The organism is Janthinobacterium sp. CG_23.3 (assembly GCF_046115965.1).
Taxonomy (GTDB): domain Bacteria; phylum Pseudomonadota; class Gammaproteobacteria; order Burkholderiales; family Burkholderiaceae_D; genus Janthinobacterium.
Window position 1 is genome coordinate 1 of sequence record NZ_JBJXIB010000234.1, and the last position, 3,139, is coordinate 3,139.

Annotated in this window: 4 protein-coding genes; 3 read left to right on the forward strand and 1 reads right to left on the reverse strand. The window is 53.8% G+C overall.

Annotated features, from left to right (window positions below):
- Nucleotides 1-208 precede the first annotated feature (208 nt).
- The 3 genes from ACFDR9_RS27325 (at nucleotide 209) to ACFDR9_RS27335 (ending at nucleotide 2,307) form a co-directional block, all read left to right on the forward strand.
- Nucleotides 209-859 carry a hypothetical protein gene (locus ACFDR9_RS27325; protein ID WP_409033024.1) on the forward strand — a complete coding sequence of 217 codons (651 nt, stop codon included), beginning with the start codon at nucleotides 209-211 and terminating at the stop codon, nucleotides 857-859.
- Between the two features lie 78 nt (nucleotides 860-937).
- Entirely contained in the window at nucleotides 938-1,624 is a 687-nt protein-coding gene (locus tag ACFDR9_RS27330; RefSeq protein ID WP_409033025.1) for a hypothetical protein, read from the forward strand.
- 149 nt (nucleotides 1,625-1,773) lie between these two features.
- A complete protein-coding gene (locus ACFDR9_RS27335) occupies nucleotides 1,774-2,307 on the forward strand; it encodes a DUF3455 domain-containing protein (RefSeq protein ID WP_409033026.1) in 534 nt (177 codons plus the stop codon).
- 210 nt (nucleotides 2,308-2,517) lie between these two features.
- Here ACFDR9_RS27335 and ACFDR9_RS27340 read toward each other — a convergent pair whose 3' ends face one another.
- Complete coding sequence (locus ACFDR9_RS27340; protein ID WP_409033027.1) at nucleotides 2,518-2,727, reverse strand: hypothetical protein; 210 nt, start codon at nucleotides 2,725-2,727, stop codon at nucleotides 2,518-2,520.
- Between the last annotated feature and the right edge of the window lie 412 nt (nucleotides 2,728-3,139).

Sequence of the window (3,139 nt, forward strand, 5' to 3'; positions counted from 1 at the left end):
GAAAGTAGGTTATCGTCAGGCTTGTTATATTAAAAAGCCCCACCAGCCCCAGCGCGCTCAAGATCGCGCTGGGCGCCGGTGGGGCTTTTTTTCGTCCGCGTTTTGTTTTTGGTTGGCATCTGATCTCGCCTGCGCGGTGACAATCTGTGATAATTTCAATGTTTCCTTATGATATAGTTAAAAAACTATCAATCTTTCGGAATAAATAATGCATTTTTCTCCTAGATTTTTTGCTGCAACACTCGCACTAGTAACATCGTTTAGTGCGCAGGCGACAGCTTATTACGGTGAGTTGCCGACAAATACACCTATGCTTGCTGGCGATTTTATTGAGTCTGGCGGTGAGTACTGCGTCCTGCAGCAAGGCGACAGCAACTTGGTCGTCTATAAAAGGCCACGTTCTACTAGCTGTACCGGTGGTACGGTGATCTGGGCTTCCTACTCTGCCAACGCAACAAAAACCATCATGCAATCCGATGGCAACTTGGTGCAATATGACGACGCTAATAACTATAAATGGGCAAGCAACACTGGCGGCCGTGCTGCCGGCAACTACCGATTCGGCATTCATGCAACAACAGGGAGTCTTAACATTACTCTTTGGAATGCTGCGGGAACCTCCGGCACAACCATTTGGTCAACTCCAGCGGATCCAAATCCAACCCCGTCTACGCCTCCGACCAATCCACCTACCAATCCTAATCCTTGCCCTAGCGGCGGGAGTCCCGCGCTGTACACGGTTTGCGTGGCAGCTGGATGGCAATCCCAATTTACTTATCGCTTCTCCGCGTGCACAGCGCAACAGGCTCAAGTACTGGCTTGGCAAAACGGTTGGACTTGGGGCGCTTGCCGTTTCTAAGCCGTATTTAAGTCGCTTGTGAGATGAGATTCAGCTGCCGATATTTTTTCATCGGCAGCGTTTTAGCTGGATGCACGAATGAAAACTGTTCTTTTTTTTGTCATCGCCTCGGTATGCCTTCTGCTGATGCGAAACCATGATTTCGTCGAGTCCGTTAGCGCCAAAACCGCCATCAACGACAGTGCTCCCTCATCCATAGGGCCGGCCGGGATTTCCGGACCTGCTCTCGCGAGCCCATCCGGTTCACCCTTCGAGCGTCTTGCCGGAAATAAGGTTGATAAGCCCGCGCTCATCCTTGAGCGAAAAGAGCGGATGAAGAAGGGCGGCTATTTCACGCCAGAAGAATATTTTTCCATGTCGCTAACGCAGTTGACGGCGCGCGCCAAGTCCGGCGATATGTACGCGCGGCTCCAGTTAGCGCAACAGTATTACTTCGAAAGTAATTCGTTGGCATTTGAGGAGGGCTTCGATTTCGACATGAACTCGGCGGAGCTAGGTAAAAAGTACTTTTCCGACGCGGCGGTTGCCGGCCACGTTCTTATCACGTCTGTTCTGATTCAACTGTACGACGCCGAAGGTGACGCGCTACACGCTTATGCATGGCAGTTGTTTGCTGATCGGGTGGGAGCGAACTATCGAACACAGCAAGACCCTCGTCAATTGAGTGCCGCTGATCAGGAAAAAGCCAGACAGTTGGCGGCGCAGCTATTCAATCGCGCCATGCAGCCCTTGGCGCTCACACCGGCTGCCGGCGGCATTAAGTAGTAAGCGCTGCCGCCCAAGGGAACGCAGACGGCAGGTCTTATTCATTCGATCGCATATTTTTTTGTAAATAGTTGAAACCGACGGCGCAACTCTTGCGTATACCGTGCATGGCCCGGCATTTCGCCGCGCTATTCTGATCGGAGAATTCAATGAAACGCACATTTTCGCCTGCCGTCACCATTGCTATAGCCGCCCTGTTGGCCGCCAGCGCGAGCTTCGCGCACGCTTCGGGCGACGTTTCCGCCATCTCCGTCCCGGCCGGGCACGCAGAAGTGATGAGTGCGCTCGGTGCAGGCGATCTGACTTACGAATGCCGCGTCAAGGCAAACATGCCGGGTATGCATGAGTGGGTCTTCGCGGGGCCGAACGCGGTGCTGTATGACAAGAACAAAACACCCGTCGGCAAATATTATGGCGGCCCCACTTGGGAAGCCAACGATGGGAGTAAGGTGACCGGCAAGCAGCTTGCCGTCGCTCCCTCCGGAAATCCGGCGTCGATTCCGCTGCAACTCGTGCAGGCTAGCCCGTCAACCGGCACTGGTGCCATGGTAGGCATTACTTACATTCAGCGTATCAACACGAAGGGTGGCGTAGCGCCTGGTGACGCCTGCACGGCTGACACAGTAGGCGTAAAAAAGCTGGTGAAGTATGAAGCTGATTACGTTTTTTACAAAGCTTCCTGAGATTGCCTGGTCGGACACTCGCTGCCTGACCCCGGCACTGCCTCTGGTTTTGACCTCTTGCTTACGAGCGTTTGGGCACCTCGTGGCCGCCAACAGCTGCATCTCTTCCAGCGCCTTCGCTTGGCCCGGTGTCAGCGCCGCGGCGGCCGGCAGCGCGAGCGCGGCCGACGGCAGGCAGGTGAGCAACGTGCGTTTCATAATGCTGCTCTTTTAAGGCTTTTTATAGAAAATGTGGCAGGTCCGGCAGGTGCGCGACAAGGTGGTGGTGGTGTCGAAGTTCTTCGTCGCCACCGAGTTGGCGATCTCCAGACTTCCGCAAGTCGTGGGGCCGACCGCCTTGTTGTTGGCCGCCATCTGCAGGCCGATCTCGTCGGTCTCGCCGTAGGTGGCATTTTGCGGGCTGGTGATGCAGTTCGCCATTCGTTTGATCAAATCTACCAGTCCGGCAAAACGTCAGCGGCGAAGGGTGCCGGGGCGGGGCGGAGGCGATTCCTCAAATAATCCTTGCCAGTCCGCCCGGCGCTTTGCTATAGTTCGCCTCCCCGATGACAGGCACTAGATGCTGACCAGAAAGGGCCGGTCGGAAACGACGGGGTAGTGAAAATAGAAGTTGACTGAATAAGCGAAACGCTTCATACTCTTCTCTTTCTGCTGACGACAAACAAAACGCTTTGTTGAAAACGCAGAAAGCAGTACCGAACAAGTTCTTTAACAATTAACAGTCGATAAATGTGGGTATTTGATGAAGGTGCCGGCGGACTTCGGTTCGCCGCATACTTAAATTATCAAATGCTCACGAAGAAGAAATATAGGATGTTTCGCAAGAAACAGC